Source organism: Paenibacillus sp. P5_B5 (assembly GCF_056400365.1).
Genome location: NZ_JBFULK010000002.1, coordinates 289,436 through 303,947 on the forward strand (window position 1 = coordinate 289,436; position 14,512 = coordinate 303,947).

Here is a 14,512-nt window from a genome sequence, read left to right on the forward strand (position 1 = left end):
CACGGTTTACTATAATAAACCACGTGAGTAATTAGGTGAAATAATGGATAAAAAGTATTGGGTTCCCGCATTGGAACGAGCGAATGATATTCTTTTGCAGATTTCGGAGGAACCGTCTCAATTGAAGTTGATCGATCTATCCAAGCAGTTAAGTATTCATAAAAGCTCGATGTTCTCCCTTCTCAACACGATGGAGACGTTAGGCTGGATCGTTCGAAATGCAGATAACACCTATGCGCTTGGTGCTAGTATTGGGATGATTGGCATGCGTTACAGTCACAATAACTCTCTGATTGATCTATTCCATAGAGAAGCGATCGTGAGCAAGGGCATTTTGAATGAAACGATTCAACTGGCGAAGCTGGATCAGCAGGATGTTCTTTATTTAGCCAAAGAGGAAGCGCCCACTCCAGTTAAGCTTGCGTCTCAACCAGGAATGAAACTGCCTGCTCATGCGACAGCTCTAGGTAAATGTATGCTTGCCCGTATGGATCCGGAGGAGTTCGAGCAGTTATACGCAGAAGTAGATTCACTCGCTGTGCTAACGCCATTTACGTTAAGTACCAAAGAGGCTTTACGGCAGGAGCTGTACGACATTCGTAACAACGGATTTGCGCTGGATCAACAGGAGTCTGTAGAAGGATTTAAATGTGTTGCTGCACCAATTGTTGGGGCAAATGGGCAAGCGATTGCCGCAGTGAGCTGTTCCATGCCGAAGCATGTGTGGGAGCAGAAACAGCATGCGGTAATAAGCGAGATTGTTTCATTGGCTGGGCGATTATCTAGGAGCTCACAAATCATATAACTTTGTATAGGGAGTGTTTGTATGCGTTTACAGGACAAAATAATCATGATTACAGGCTCTGGATCAGGTATTGGAAAAGCTACGGCGCTATTATTTGGGCAGGAAGGTGCGACAGTCATCGTGAATGACTTGGACGCGGTGAAAGGGCAAGAAACAACGGATGAGATTAAGGCTGCTGGCGGGCAATCAACGTTCATTCAAGCGGATGTGACGAATCCCGAATATGTGAAATCAATGGTAGAAGCGGTTATTGAGCAGTTCGGCCAGATCGATGTCTTGTTTAACAATGCGGGTATTAGCGGAGTTGGCGCGTTACATGAAGTGGAGCCTGAAGTGTGGAATCGCGTAATGAATGTGAACATTAATGGGGTATATCTGCCTTCTAAATACGTACTTCCTTATATGATGGAACGGAAGAATGGCTCGATTATTAACATGTCCTCTTGTATTGCTGAGATCGGCCTTGCAGTTCGTGCTTCCTATGCAGCTACTAAAGGAGCCATACTAGCACTGACCAAATCCATGCAAGTCGATTATGCTCCCTACAATATACGTGTGAATGCACTCCTACCAGGAACGATTCTAACGCCATTCGTAGAAAATTACTTAAGGAACTCCTACGACAATCCAGAGGAAGCATTTGAATCGCTGAAAAAACGCCAATTAAGCGGTGATCTCGGCCGACCAGAGGATGTTGCTAAGGCGGCGCTGTTCCTTGCTTCAGATGAATCCAAATTCATGATGGGTTCCCCTCTGTACATCGACGGCGGCGTTGTATTTGGTAAGAATGCTTAAATAATAACCTCAAAGGAGCGAATTTATAATGAAATTACTGAATTTCCAAAGAGATAATCAATTAACTTTAGGTATAAAAGTAGATGCAGGTGTCGTCGATTTAGCCAAAGCATCTGAGCTTACAGGGCAAGCCGTAGCACTTGATATTCACGATGTCATTGAGGGAGACTCCCAAGTGGTAGGTGGAATTCAGGACTTAGTAGCAACCGTACTAGCTGATTCAAAGCTACAGGCACAATGTGTGCTTGATGAATCGACAATAACCTACGGTCCTTGTGTAACTCGTCCGAACAAAATAATTTGTGTTGGCCTGAACTACCGCAAACATGCAGAAGAAACGAGTGCAGAGATTCCGGCTTATCCGATTCTTTTTAACAAATTCAATAATACAATCTCTGCTCCTAACCAGGATATTGCGCTTCCGAAGGTTTCTACGAAAGTCGATTATGAGGCAGAACTTGTGATTGTAATCGGCAAAACAGCTAAATATGTGTCTCAGGAAGATGCGCTTAGTCATGTATTTGGTTATTGCAATGTCAACGACTTATCTGCTCGTGATCTACAGCTTCGCACGCATCAATGGCTGCTGGGTAAGTCATGCGACGGGTTTAGTCCGCTTGGTCCTTACCTCGTAACTGCGGATGAAGTTGGAGATCCGAATCAACTAAGCATCAGTTGCAAAGTGAACGGAGAGGTCAGACAGAGCTCGAATACGTCGGATATGATTTTCCATTGTGATTATATTGTCAGCTACATCTCACAACACATGACATTAGTACCTGGAGACATTATTCTCACAGGAACGCCGGAGGGTGTCGTGCTTGGTTATCCACTTGAGAAGCAAGTTTATCTGCAAGATGGTGACATCGTAACGATTGAAATTGAGAAGCTGGGTAGCCTTACGAACCGCATGGTGAAGGAATAATTTTGCAACAGAGGAAGGAGGGCTTGCAGCATGAAGGTTTCACTTTTTATTACCTGTCTAGCGGATCAACTGTATCCTGAGGTCGGGGAAAGCGTTGTGCGGTTATTGCATAGGTATGGGTGCACGGTGGATTTTCCAGAAACACAGACTTGCTGTGGGCAGCCTGCTTTTAATAGCGGATATCAGGAAGAAGCGAGGGAAGTGGCTCGTAATCTCATCCGGGCTTTTGAGCATAGTGACTACGTCGTATCACCTTCCGGTTCATGCACCGGTATGGTTCATCATTACTATCCAAGTTTGTTCGCTGATGAGCCGGAGTGGTTTAACAAGGCAGAAGCGCTGATTGCAAAAACTTATGAGTTCTCTCAGTTTCTAGTCAATGTGCTTGGTATCAAGGACGTAGGAGCAACTTTCGCGCATAAAGTCACTTATCATCCCTCATGTCACGGTTCTCGACTACTTGGGGTTAAAGAGGAACCGCTCGAACTGATGCAACATGTGCAAGGGTTAGAGTATATCGACCTGCCAGAAAAAGAAGATTGCTGTGGGTTCGGGGGTACGTTCGCGATCAAGATGGCGGATATGTCGGAGGCGATGGTGTGCCAGAAAGCGGCTAACGTCAGCGCTACTTCAGCAGAAGTGCTAGTCGGGATCGATATGGGCTGCCTCATGAATATTGAAGGCTGCTTGAATAAAGAAGGAAAAGCAATTCGAGTGATGCATCTTGCGCAGCTGCTGGAGGAAGGAGTGAAGAAGCCTTGACGCTTAAAGCAGGAGAACAAGATGAACTGGCGATGATCGGAAGTGGTCTGCATAGACGAACTGAAATTGCGCTTAAGGATGAATTTCTACGTAAAGCGGTCGCATTTACGACGGATAAGCTTCGCACAGGTCGGCTGAACGCGATGGATGAGTTCGGTAACTGGGAAGATTGGCGAGAACGTGGCAGAGCCATTAGGGAACATACGATTTCCAATCTGGACTATTACTTAACGCAGTTCACAGATAATGTGGCGAATGCTGGTGGTCATGTATACTTTTGCCGGACAGGGGAAGAAGCTGTTCAAGTTTTTCTCGAGATTGCGGAGAAGCGTAAAGCCAAATTAGTCGCTAAGGGCAAGTCCATGGTTTCGGAAGAGATCCATCTGAATTATCGTCTGGAGGAAGTCGGAATCGAGGCGATTGAGACGGATTTGGGCGAGTATATTTTGCAATTAGCCAAAGAAACACCTTCGCACTTAATTATTCCGGCTATTCATAAAAACAAGCAGCAAATCGCTGATTTATTCTCAGAAGCATCTGGTGAGCATCTTGAACCTGTAACGAAAGAACTGGCAGGATACGCGAAGGGCAAGCTGCGGCAATATTTTCTTGAAGCAGATATTGGACTTACAGGCTGTAATTTTGGTATCGCTGAGACGGGTTCCATTACGCTTGTATCTAATGAAGGCAATGCACGTATGGTGACGACGCTGCCCAAAGCACATGTTGCTATTATGGGAATGGAGCGACTTGTTCCGACTCTGGATGACGTTGAGGTGATGTTGAATCTGCTCGCTCGCAGTGCGACAGGACAGAAGTTAACGACTTACACATCATTCATCACGGGCCCAAGGCGCGAAGGCGATTTGGACGGACCAGAAGAATTCCATCTGATTATTCTCGATAATGGTCGTTCGGAGCAGCTCGGCGATCCGAAGTTTCAAGAGGTGCTGCATTGTATTCGTTGTGCGGCCTGCCTAAACGTATGTCCTGTATACAAGCATATTGGTGGGCATACATATGGCTCCGTCTACAGCGGACCAATCGGAGCTGTGTTAACGCCACTACTGCAGCAGGATATGAAGGAAGCAGGCGAGCTTTCGTACGCCTCAAGTTTATGCGGAGCGTGTTACGAAGCGTGTCCGGTCAAAATTCCACTGCACGATATGCTCGTAGAGCTTCGTCATAAGCGGGTACAGCTTAAGCTGACACCTATTGCAGAACGTATGGCATTTAAAGGATTTAAGATTGCTTTTGGCCATGTGAACATGTATCGCCTAGCTACAAAGGCGGCTTATTATTTGCAAAAGCCACTGGTCAGAGGCGGGCAAATCAAGAAGGGAATCGGACCTTTAACCGGTTGGACGAAGTCGAGATTTATGCCAATGAAACCCAAACAAGCCTTTCGAGATAAATGGGCAGCCTTGCAGCAGGAATTGCAACAAGATGCGAAATGGGTTCCGAAGGAGGATGAGCATAGTGAGTGAACGTGGAACGATTGCAGGTCGGGATGCTTTTATGCAGCATGTTGCGAATAGACTGGGTCGCCCAGCACCGCTCGTGATTCCTCCAGCGCACCCAAATCGGGGAGTGCCAGAAGCTTATACGGCGATCAAGCAGACACAGGATGAAAAGGTACTGCAATTTATGCATAACTGGCAAGCGTTGAATGGAAAAGTATTGGTCGTTAAAGAAGCCGAAGCTTCTAAAGCTATAGGTGCGTATCTCAAGGAAGTAACTGCAGAACTGGAAGTTTCGCGAATCGTGCGCTGGGAACATGAGAGTCTACTTGCTTTGCAATTAGATGAGGGACTGCGTGAAGCAGGGATCGAGTTAGTAGCTTGGAGAGAGCAGGAGCTTGACACAGCTGTGACAGATGAGAAACCCTCCAATTGGACGAAGCGAAGCTCGCTACTGCGTGCGGCTGAGAAGTGCCAAATGGGCATCGTGTTCCCAGACTATGCGATATCAAATACGAGCACACTTGCTCTGCTTGCACATGGAGGGAGAGGACGCTCGGTTAGTTTGCTGCCGAGTATCTTGTTTGCCATATTCCGAGCGGATCAAATCGTGACACGTATGGGGGAAGTTTTTGCGGAGGTGCGGGAGAATTACCCGCAGTCTGAACATATGCCATCTTCGATTAACTTGATCACAGGACCTAGTCGAAGTGCAGATATTGAGAACGATCTGACGATTGGTATTCACGGACCTGGGAAAGTTTATGCCGTGATTATTGAATAAAAGGAACGGATGAGGTGATTACCCAGTGACGATTAGAATTGATGCGCATCAGCACTTTTGGAATTTGGATCAAGTCGAGTATCCTTGGCTCGTCCCTGCATTTGGCCCTATCTATCGTACGTTTGAGGCAGCCGAATTGGAACCGCAGATTAAGGTAGCAAGCATAAATAAAACCGTGATCGTTCAGGCGATGGACTCTTATGAAGATACATCTTATATGCTCGGTACAGCAGATCGTTATGATTGGATTGGTGCCGTTGTCGGTTGGGTGCCCCTGAACAAGCCGGATGAAGCGGAGCGGATGCTCAAGCAATATGCGAAGAATCCCGTTTTCAAAGGAGTTCGGCACCTCATCCATGAAGAGAAGGACCCGGATTGGGTCGTACAGGATGAAGTGATTGCAAGCTTACAGGTGCTTGCATCGATGAACATGACCTTTGATGTTGTTGCTGTGTTTCCTAATCATCTGAAGCATATACCGACGATTGCTTCGAAAGTGCCAGATCTGAAGATGGTTATCGACCATCTAGCCAAGCCGCCTTTGCAAACGGATCAACTTGAGCAATGGGAAAGAGAACTAAGTGATGCCTCCAAGCATCCGAATGTATATGCCAAAATATCTGGTTTGAACACCGCCATGGCTGATCCAATCCATTGGACATTTCAGGATATTAAACCTCATATCGATAAAGCGATCCAGCTGTTCGGAGCTGAACGCTGTATGTTCGGGAGTGACTGGCCTGTAGCCCTATTAGCAGGCGATTATGCGAAGGTGTGGAATGAAACGAATCGAGCCTTATCCGGCTATTCTCAGGCTGAAATTGACGCTGTGTTAGGTGGTACAGCAGCGGCATTTTATAAGATCGATTAACCGAAGGAGACATGTGCAATGAAACGTTATGGCAGCGTGATCAGAGTAAGGCCAGAGAAAGTGGAGGCGTACAAAAGATTGCATGCAACCGTGTGGCCTGATGTGTTGAAGATGATTAAGGCCTGCAATATTCAGAATTATTCAATTTATTATAAGGATGGTTATTTATTTAGTTATTTTGAATATATCGGAGAGGATTATGAAGCAGATATGGCAATCATGGCAGCGGACCCTACTACGCAGAAGTGGTGGGAGCTATGTGAACCTTGTCAAGAACCACTTGAAACAAGAAGTGATGGAGAATGGTGGGCTAATATGGAAGAATTCTTCCATACAGACTAGCCATATGCAATTAATTGATCACACAAAATACAAGGTGGTGCAGAACAATGGCGGGACATATTCAAGCGGGCGCGGATGCCCTTGTAATGGATGAAAAGGATCACGTCGCGACAGCATTAAGGGAAATGACAGCAGGCGAAACGATTCACTATCGTAAAGGTGAAGTGATGCATGCGCTAACCCTGGTTGACCCGATTCCTTTTGGACATAAAATGGCACTATCGAACATTAGCAAAGATACTCAGGTACGTAAGTATGGCGAAGTCATCGGGTTATCGAGCAGTGATATTGCACAAGGAGCACATGTACACATTCATAATATTGAAGGCATCAGAGGTCGCGGAGATCAAGCAAGGTGATGGATCGTGTAACAGGTGTCTAGTTGTAGCAGGCATTTAACGTGAAACTTAGGGGAGGTCAGATTATGACAACGTTCATGGGTTACCAGAGGGCAAATGGTGATATAGGGATTCGCAATCATTTATTAATTATTCCAACGGTCATCTGCTCTAATCAGGTGTGCAATCGCATCATGCAGATGGTATCGGATACAGTGGCGATTCCGCATCAGCATGGCTGCAGTCAGATCGGTGCAGATAAGACCAGGACATTCGATGTACTTGCAGGTACAGGTAAAAATCCGAATGTTGGTGGAGTCATCATTATTAGTCTAGGATGTGAAGTTGTTGATCCAATTGCACTTGCGGAAGCGATTAGGGCAACAGGAAAACCAGTTGAGGTTTTTGATATTCAGTCCGTAGGTGGGTCGGTTAAAGCCATTCAACATGGGGTAGAACTAGCTCGCAAAATGCGAAGTGAGCTCGACTTACTAGAGAAGGTTCCCGTCCCATTTAGCAAGTTAAAAGTAGGGGTTAAGTGTGGGGGATCGGATGCGACATCTGGACTCGCTTCGAATCCAGCGCTAGGCGTTGCAGCTGATGAAGTAATTGCTACCGGTGGAAGCATCGTGATTGGCGAGACAACAGAAATTATTGGGGCTGAGCATGTGCTTGCGCAGCGCTGTAGAACGGAAGCAATTGAAGAAAGGCTGTACAGCATTGTGGATCGTTTTGAAAAGGAAGTAGAACGTATGGGTGCGGATATGCGTGGGGGTAACCCGAGTCCAGGTAATATTGCAGGGGGACTTTCTACAATTGAGGAAAAATCACTTGGTTGTATCAGTAAGTGTGGAACAGCGCCAATCGAAGGCATCATTGAATATGCGGAGGCTATTCCGGATAAGGGACTCTATTTTATGGATTCCCCAGGAAATGATATCGAATGCGTATCGGGTATGGCAGCAGGTGGCGCTCATATCGTGTGCTTTACAACAGGTCGCGGAACGCCGACTGGAGCTGCGGTAATACCGGTCATCAAGATCACAGGAAACAAGGTGATGTTCGAGCGCATGTCAGACAATATGGATGTCGATGTCAGTGATATGCTCGCTGGTACACTCAGCTTAGAAGCGGCAGGAGATTTAATCTGGAAGGAAATTCAGAGCGTAGCGGAAGGTAATTTGACGAAGGCAGAAGTACTCGGTCATCAGGAGTTCAGCATTAACCGAATTGGGCCTAGTTTGTAGGATGAGAAGCAGGACGCGATACTTACATTTTGGAGGGATAGTGGGATGAAAAGATTAGAAAACCGCGTTGCGCTAGTTACTGGAGGAAGTCAAGGGATTGGCGAGGCCATTGTGCTGCGGCTTGCGGAAGAAGGCGCACATGTTGCGATTGTGTTCCGTTCAGATAGCTCACGTGAACTATCGGCTGAGATCAAGGCAAAGGTGGAAGCACTAGGATGCAAGGCAATTACGATTCAAGCCGATGTTGGTTACAAAGCTTCTGTTGAAGCGATGTTTCAGAGAGTGGAAGAGGAGCTTGGACCTGTTGAGATTCTAGTGAACAATGCGGGGATTGCGCCATTCGAGTCCTTTTTGCATGTAACGGAGGAGACTTGGGATCGCACCTATAATACGAATGTAAAATCGATTTTCCTCGCGTCACAGCTTGCTGCCAAAGGCATGATTGAGCGTCGTTATGGAAAAATCATTAATATATTGTCCACAGCAAGCTTAGTTGTAACAAGTCCTGTTATTCCCCATTATCAATCATCCAAAGCCGCAGCACATATGCTGACTAAGGGTATGGCGATCGAGCTTGGTAAATACAATATTAACGTCAATGGAGTTGGACCGAGTACAGTGGACACCGAAATGTGCCGTGATTACTTGGCTGACCAGACCATTTATGATCGTGAGATCGAGGCTAATCCGATGAAACGTCTAGGAACAGCGCGTCAAATCGGCGATGCCGTTGTATTCCTTGCTTCGGATGAAGCGATGCAGATTAATGGCCATCTGCTGATGGTTGACGGTGGTTTATCTGTCAAGGCTGCACAACCAGAAGATCATATGGAGCATTAGTTCCTAAATAGTCACAAGAGCTGAGTTCAGGGTAAGCACCTGGCTCGGCTTTTTTTGATATACCTTACGAAACGAGCTCGTCTTTATAAAGACGGTGAAACCGTTTCATCTTGCGTGGTCGATAGTTATTTAATTATGTTTGTCGAAAAAAAGGTAGAATTGTCTAAATAGCAAGCATAATCATAGACACATGGATAGTTATATTATAAAATAATGACTTCATAACAAATATTTTTCGACATGTAAGCGCTTAAAATGCTAAGCGTTGAGAGGAGCTTGTATCATGAACCAAATTGCAAAACCCAATCTATTGTATATTTTTGCTGATCAGTGGCGTAGAAGCGCTGTTGGCTTTGCCGGAGAAGAGAGGGTGTATACTCCGAATATCGATGCATTCGCACGAGAAGGAGTCGTGTTTGATCATGCGGTGTCATGTACTCCACTATGTTCACCAGCAAGAGCGTCATTATTGACGGGAAAATATTCGCTGTCGACAGGCGTCTACACGAACTGTAAGCTCGGTGCGGAGTTAATGCTGCAGCCAGAAGAAGTTTGTATTGGAGATGTACTTAAATCAGCAGGTTACGAGACGGGCTATATAGGGAAATGGCATCTGGACTTACCTGAGCAAAATGTTAGTTTAGAGCCAATATCAGGCGCACGTCACTGGGATGCTTATACGCCACCTGGGCCGAAACGGCATGGTTTTGATTTCTGGTATTCGTATGGTGCGTATGATGAACACATGACGCCTCATTATTGGAAAGAAACGCCGGACATGATTCAGGTAAACGAATGGTCCGTGGAGCATGAAACGGATGTAGCGCTTGATTTTTTACGTGAGAGAAATAAGGAAAAGCCGTTTGCTATGTTCTTATCTTGGAATCCGCCACATAGCCCCTTTGATCAAGTACCTGAGCGATATAAACAAATGTATGAGCACAGCGAGTTGACGTTCCGTCCGAACGTGCAGTCAGATGAACTGAGTGTGCATACTGGGGGTACGATTCCTGGCGGTGATGAGAACTTGAAACAATACATGAAAGATTATTATGCAGCGATCACTGGAATCGATGAGCATTTTGAAATAGTAATGAATGAATTAAAGAAGCAGGGTATTCTGGACAATACAATTGTCGTGTTGACGGCTGATCATGGAGAATTAATGGGTGCGCACGGTTTGATGGCCAAACATTCTTGGCACGAAGAATCAATTGGTGTCCCACTTATGATTCGGTGGCCACAAGGGCTGCAAGCAGGCCAAAGTGATATCGTACTCAATACGGTCGATATGATGCCCACTTTACTTGGACTTATGGGACAAGATGTACCTGAGCAGGTAGAGGGAACGAATTTCGCAGCGTTGTTACGGCCACTTCAAGGTAGCGATAAGAAAACAAATGATACAGTGCTTGTTGAGAAAGCAAATGAAGCATACTTAAGTGCATACCCTGGTACGAAAAATGCCATGGATGCTTTTGCAGAGGCTGGGCTGGATAATCGTGCTTATGGGTGGCGAAGTGTGAGAACGAAACAGTATACCTATGTTGTTCATAAAGGCTATGCGCCAGGTGAGTCTGTCCAAAGACTTCTTTATGATTTAGTAAACGATCCCTATCAAATGAATCCCCTAGCTTTAAAGACAGCAGAAGAGAATCCCCTAGCAGCGCATTTCGAGGAGAAGCTGGGTGTTTGGCTGAGAAGTATTCACGATCCATTTGAGCTTGACTAGGAGAAAGAGAAGGGCATGAAACCCTTTCAAAGGTATTTACCATTTAGAATGGGGGGGATAGACAGATTGAGAGCATTATGGAATAAACCTATATTTTATAAATATCTCAGTTCTTATATCCTCATACTTATGATTCCAATGGTTTTGCTTGGTGTCGTTGGATATAAACAAATTTCGAAGAACTTATATGAAAAAATCGCGGTTTCTCATGCAGATACCCTCGATCGTATGCAAGAGAACATCGAGTCGAAATTAGTGGAAATGAATCGAATATCCGCACAAATCGGGGTTGATCCAGAATTGACCCCTTATGCGTTTAGTCAAGGATTTTACCAAGCCTATTTGGCAAAAAATATACTTGATTATAAGGCGGCTAATCATTTTATTCATCAAATGCTTCTTTATATTCGAAATAAGGATATGCTGTATTCAGCGCAAAGTACGTATTCACTTACAACGTTTAATCAGGAAGTCTATCCATTTACCCACTGGAATGGGAAACAATTCGCTGCGGATATGAATACAAGCACGAAGCCAATTGTGAGGCCGGTAGAGTCAGTTATTGGAGCGGTGGATGAGACAGATCGTTATTTAAACTATATTGTTCCGATTCCTTTCAATAGCTTTAATCCCACTGGAACGGTTCTTTTTCTCATCAAAGAGAATACACTCCACGCTATGCTGAACGATAAAGAGATGCAGCGGTCTAAATTAGGTAATACGATCATATTTGATCAAGCGGGTAATCGGATTACAGCACTGAAGGATGCCTCGTATCTTGAATCGCCTACATTTCTAGGTGATTTGCTGAAGGATGGCGATAACCAATTAGCTGTAACAATGAAGATTGACAATGAGCAGTATATTGTCTCGTATGTGAAATCCGAGCTGACCGGATGGACGTATATGATGATGATTCCCAGAGATGAGGCGCTAAGTCCTGTCATCGAGATGAAAAGCCGCTGGTTTAATTCGCTAATTCTCATATTATTTGTCGGAAGTGTGCTCATTTACGTCGTAATGGTGCTGAACTATAATCCGATTCGTAAACTTGTACAATTAGCTGAGTATACGTGGGGTAAGCAGTCGAGACAGCAAAATGAGCTCGAGACAGTTCGTAAGGTTATTCATCAAATGGGTGAATCACATTCGCAGCTTGATCGAAAGTGGTTGGAAAGTAAAGATGCGGTTAAGGAGCATGTATTGTACCGGTTGCTCAGTGGTCAATATGAGGATCGTCAAGCTTTTAATGAAGAAGGAGAAGCAATTGACGTTACGCTTATGAAAACGTATATAGGTGTCGTTATGGTTCAGTTCTCAACAGTAGGACCTGAGCTAAAACGGCAATTAATGAACGAATTTATGGGCTGTCTGCCTAGTGATTACGAGGGATATGGGAAGGATCAGGTAGAGCCGGGCAAGTTTGTAATGCTACTTGGTTCGGAAGAAATCTCCTTATCTATTGATGATTGGATTCAAACAATGAGACATCATATCCAGCAAGAGCATGGTATACAGATGACAGTTGGGATCGGAAAAATGTACAAAACTGTGGGTGAAGTTGGTATTTCATATATTGAAGCTGCAACTGCGCTTGATTACAAATTTATAAGAGGGAACAATACAACGATTTATTTTCAGGATGTAGCCGGTGATATGATGGCGGGTCGTTGGAACTTCCGTGAAGAGATGGCCCAGCTGGAGCGATTAATTAAACAGGGAAATACGGATAAAATTACGGAAGTAATTAATAACATTGCTGCAAGCCTAGAGCAGAAGCAAACAACCTTGTTCGCTGCGAGATGTGTTTGTTTTGATATGATTAATACAGTGTTTGGTGCAATGGATGACCAGAGCTCGCTTAACACTAAGCAGTACCCGGATATTTTATCGATTATGACGTTTGATACTGTCAAAGAGTTGGCGCTACTAATGAATAATCTATGTGCCGATTTATGTCAAGCAATTGTGGAACGAGCTGTACCTAGATCGGAACAAACCATTGATAATATGAAGCAGTATATACATGAGCACTATAGCGATTATAATTTTTCTGTTCAGCAATTGGCGAATCACTTCTCGCTTTCGATGTCTTATGTAAGTCGGATTTTTAAAGAACAGACGCAAATGAATGTATCGGATTTCTTGAATGAAGTTCGTATTGAACAGGCCAAAAAAATGCTCAAAGAAGGAAATGATTCTTTAAAGGACATCGTTCAGCAAATTGGCTATAGTGACAGTTCTAGCTTCATTCGCAAATTCAAAAAACAGGTTGGCATGACCCCTGGTGAATACCGCAAATTATATGAAGAGTAAAGTATATTGTAACTCCCGGCCAATAGGCCGGGTTTTTTTCTCGCAGAAACGCCCATCATCCTATTAAAGGATGCCGAAGGCGTTTCAACTTGGCTGCATATGTCATCCATGAACAGTGCAAATTTAGCCTATGCATGTGCCTTGAAAGGCGCGTCTTACCTACAAAGTGCAAATTTGACTGATCTACAATGGATATCGCTTATATTCAAACCCATTCCTATTTTGCTTTAATAAGGGCAGACAAGACATACTTCAAATGTTGAAGCTGAAAGCGCTTTAACGATATTGCAAAGTGGGTGAGAGTAGATGGCACATCAGGAAGATGCAGCAACAGTGCAAAGATCGGTCTATAGCAAGCAACTAGTCAGGCAAGTAAAGAAACGAAGTAAATTCAAAAACATGCTCGCAAATTACGAGTTGTATTTACTTCTACTACCGACGATGCTCTATTTCATTATTTTCCACTACTTTCCTATTTACGGGGTGCAAATTGCATTTAAGAACTTCGTTGCAGGAAAAGGAATTGGAGGAAGTGAGTGGGTCGGATTTGAACATTTTGAGCGATTCTTCTCTTCGGATCAGTTCTGGGTGGTTATGAAAAACACACTGGGTATTAGCCTCTATGAATTATTAGTAGCGTTCCCAATTCCGATCATATTGGCACTCATGATTAATCAGATCCGTAACACGAAGTTCAAGAAGTTTGTTCAGACTGTCACGTACGCGCCGCATTTTATTTCGATCGTTGTTATTGTCGGTATGCTGAAGTTATTTTTATCACCGCAGAACGGCTTAGTAAATGAAGCTATCGAGTTTTTTGGTGGGAATCCCGTATTCTTTATGGCGGAGAATGATTGGTTTAAATCCATTTTTGTTTTCTCTGGCGTTTGGCAAAACATGGGCTGGGCGACGATCATTTATTTGGCAGCACTAACGGGTGTAAGTCCAGATTTGCATGAAGCGGCTTGCATGGACGGAGCAAGTAAGCTTAAACGTATTTGGCACATTGATATCCCGGCAATTATGCCGACGATTATGATTTTGCTGATTTTGCAAATTGGTCATTTCATGGGATCTGGTTACGAGAAAATATATTTGATGCAAAACCCGCTTAATCTGGATTCTTCCGAAGTTATTCAGACCTATGTATACAAAATGGGGCTTATTAAAGCGCAATACAGTTATTCAACTGCAATTGGTTTATTTAATTCACTTATCAACTTCATTCTTCTTATTCTAGTCAACACCTTTGCAAAGCGTATGAAACAGAACAGCTTATGGTAAGGAGGAAAATT

Annotated in this window: 14 protein-coding genes; all 14 read left to right on the plus strand. The window is 44.3% G+C overall.

Annotated elements, in window-relative coordinates:
- Positions 1 to 43: 43 nt before the first annotated feature.
- The 14 genes from AC1DOK_RS04015 to AC1DOK_RS04080 all read left to right on the plus strand — a co-directional run bounded on the left by AC1DOK_RS04015 (position 44) and on the right by AC1DOK_RS04080 (position 14,501).
- Positions 44 to 805 carry an IclR family transcriptional regulator gene (locus AC1DOK_RS04015; protein WP_477552940.1) on the plus strand — a complete coding sequence of 254 codons (762 nt, stop codon included), beginning with the start codon at positions 44 to 46 and terminating at the stop codon, positions 803 to 805.
- Between the two features lie 21 nt (positions 806 to 826).
- Positions 827 to 1,600 (plus strand): SDR family NAD(P)-dependent oxidoreductase, encoded by a 774-nt coding sequence (locus AC1DOK_RS04020; RefSeq protein WP_477552941.1) that lies wholly within the window; start codon positions 827 to 829, stop codon positions 1,598 to 1,600.
- 28 nt (positions 1,601 to 1,628) lie between these two features.
- Positions 1,629 to 2,525, plus strand: coding sequence for a fumarylacetoacetate hydrolase family protein (locus AC1DOK_RS04025; RefSeq protein ID WP_477552942.1), 897 nt, complete (start codon positions 1,629 to 1,631; stop codon positions 2,523 to 2,525).
- 30 nt (positions 2,526 to 2,555) lie between these two features.
- Positions 2,556 to 3,287 (plus strand): (Fe-S)-binding protein, encoded by a 732-nt coding sequence (locus tag AC1DOK_RS04030; RefSeq protein WP_477552943.1) that lies wholly within the window; start codon positions 2,556 to 2,558, stop codon positions 3,285 to 3,287.
- Positions 3,288 to 3,319: 32 nt separating this feature from the next.
- Positions 3,320 to 4,774, plus strand: coding sequence for a LutB/LldF family L-lactate oxidation iron-sulfur protein (locus AC1DOK_RS04035; RefSeq protein WP_477553098.1), 1,455 nt, complete (start codon positions 3,320 to 3,322; stop codon positions 4,772 to 4,774).
- Positions 4,758 to 5,531: a LutC/YkgG family protein gene (locus AC1DOK_RS04040; protein WP_477552944.1), complete on the plus strand. Its 774-nt coding sequence runs from the start codon at positions 4,758 to 4,760 to the stop codon at positions 5,529 to 5,531. The genes AC1DOK_RS04035 and AC1DOK_RS04040 overlap by 17 nt, the downstream gene beginning before the upstream one ends.
- Before the next feature lie 25 nt (positions 5,532 to 5,556).
- Entirely contained in the window at positions 5,557 to 6,402 is an 846-nt protein-coding gene (locus AC1DOK_RS04045) for an amidohydrolase family protein (protein WP_477552945.1), read from the plus strand.
- Positions 6,403 to 6,420: 18 nt separating this feature from the next.
- On the plus strand, positions 6,421 to 6,744 hold the full coding sequence (locus AC1DOK_RS04050) for an L-rhamnose mutarotase (RefSeq protein ID WP_477552946.1): 324 nt from the start codon (positions 6,421 to 6,423) through the stop codon (positions 6,742 to 6,744).
- A 47-nt stretch (positions 6,745 to 6,791) separates the two neighbouring features.
- Entirely contained in the window at positions 6,792 to 7,103 is a 312-nt protein-coding gene (locus AC1DOK_RS04055) for a UxaA family hydrolase (protein WP_477552947.1), read from the plus strand.
- A 65-nt stretch (positions 7,104 to 7,168) separates the two neighbouring features.
- Complete coding sequence (locus AC1DOK_RS04060) at positions 7,169 to 8,329, plus strand: UxaA family hydrolase (protein WP_477552948.1); 1,161 nt, start codon at positions 7,169 to 7,171, stop codon at positions 8,327 to 8,329.
- Between the two features lie 45 nt (positions 8,330 to 8,374).
- Entirely contained in the window at positions 8,375 to 9,169 is a 795-nt protein-coding gene (locus AC1DOK_RS04065; RefSeq protein ID WP_477552949.1) for an SDR family NAD(P)-dependent oxidoreductase, read from the plus strand.
- 283 nt (positions 9,170 to 9,452) lie between these two features.
- A complete protein-coding gene (locus tag AC1DOK_RS04070; protein WP_477552950.1) occupies positions 9,453 to 10,901 on the plus strand; it encodes a sulfatase family protein in 1,449 nt (482 codons plus the stop codon).
- A 66-nt stretch (positions 10,902 to 10,967) separates the two neighbouring features.
- Positions 10,968 to 13,217: a helix-turn-helix domain-containing protein gene (locus AC1DOK_RS04075; RefSeq protein WP_477552951.1), complete on the plus strand. Its 2,250-nt coding sequence runs from the start codon at positions 10,968 to 10,970 to the stop codon at positions 13,215 to 13,217.
- A 306-nt stretch (positions 13,218 to 13,523) separates the two neighbouring features.
- Complete coding sequence (locus AC1DOK_RS04080) at positions 13,524 to 14,501, plus strand: ABC transporter permease (RefSeq protein WP_477552952.1); 978 nt, start codon at positions 13,524 to 13,526, stop codon at positions 14,499 to 14,501.
- The last annotated feature ends 11 nt before the right edge of the window (positions 14,502 to 14,512 follow it).

Bases quoted from the DNA above. Each gene is read 5' to 3' on its own strand.
- AC1DOK_RS04060 (WP_477552948.1), top strand. From the start codon at position 7,169: ATGACAACGTTCATGGGTTACCAGAGGGCAAATGGTGATATAGGGATT.
- AC1DOK_RS04035 (WP_477553098.1), top strand. From the start codon at position 3,320: ATGATCGGAAGTGGTCTGCATAGACGAACTGAAATTGCGCTTAAGGAT.
- AC1DOK_RS04015 (WP_477552940.1), top strand. From the start codon at position 44: ATGGATAAAAAGTATTGGGTTCCCGCATTGGAACGAGCGAATGATATT.
- AC1DOK_RS04065 (WP_477552949.1), top strand. From the start codon at position 8,375: ATGAAAAGATTAGAAAACCGCGTTGCGCTAGTTACTGGAGGAAGTCAA.
- AC1DOK_RS04050 (WP_477552946.1), top strand. From the start codon at position 6,421: ATGAAACGTTATGGCAGCGTGATCAGAGTAAGGCCAGAGAAAGTGGAG.
- AC1DOK_RS04070 (WP_477552950.1), top strand. From the start codon at position 9,453: ATGAACCAAATTGCAAAACCCAATCTATTGTATATTTTTGCTGATCAG.
- AC1DOK_RS04025 (WP_477552942.1), top strand. From the start codon at position 1,629: ATGAAATTACTGAATTTCCAAAGAGATAATCAATTAACTTTAGGTATA.
- AC1DOK_RS04080 (WP_477552952.1), top strand. From the start codon at position 13,524: ATGGCACATCAGGAAGATGCAGCAACAGTGCAAAGATCGGTCTATAGC.
- AC1DOK_RS04040 (WP_477552944.1), top strand. From the start codon at position 4,758: ATGAGCATAGTGAGTGAACGTGGAACGATTGCAGGTCGGGATGCTTTT.
- AC1DOK_RS04055 (WP_477552947.1), top strand. From the start codon at position 6,792: ATGGCGGGACATATTCAAGCGGGCGCGGATGCCCTTGTAATGGATGAA.
- AC1DOK_RS04020 (WP_477552941.1), top strand. From the start codon at position 827: ATGCGTTTACAGGACAAAATAATCATGATTACAGGCTCTGGATCAGGT.
- AC1DOK_RS04030 (WP_477552943.1), top strand. From the start codon at position 2,556: ATGAAGGTTTCACTTTTTATTACCTGTCTAGCGGATCAACTGTATCCT.